Genomic DNA, 272 nt, shown 5'->3' with positions numbered 1-272 from the left:
GTAATCAAACAGCCAAATGTTGTAGAAGTAAAATATAAAGGAAATATCATATTTCAAGGCGAGGTTCCTCTACAAAAGGAATGGACTACTATTACAGATAATAATGAGTTATTGGGATGGATTAGAGTTAAAAAAGCGAATAGATATTACTGGTTAAGTTCTGCCAATAAACCTAATGGGACAGGTTCTGGTAATCCAGCACCTATTCATGTATCAATTCCTAGTACAAAGTTAAAAAAATGGGTTCCTGGTACTCTTTATAAAGCTAAAAC

General features: G+C 33.1%; 1 protein-coding gene. It reads left to right on the top strand.

The genetic code is table 11. The features are described from left to right. Positions 1 to 272: hypothetical protein (locus HU755_RS27110; protein ID WP_202885368.1), on the top strand; the 272-nt coding region annotated here is incomplete at both ends.

The sequence above is a fragment of the Pseudomonas sp. SWRI111 genome (assembly GCF_014268555.1).
Taxonomy (GTDB): domain Bacteria; phylum Pseudomonadota; class Gammaproteobacteria; order Pseudomonadales; family Pseudomonadaceae; genus Aquipseudomonas; species Aquipseudomonas hamedanensis.
This window is presented reverse-complemented; position numbering and strand designations above follow the sequence as displayed.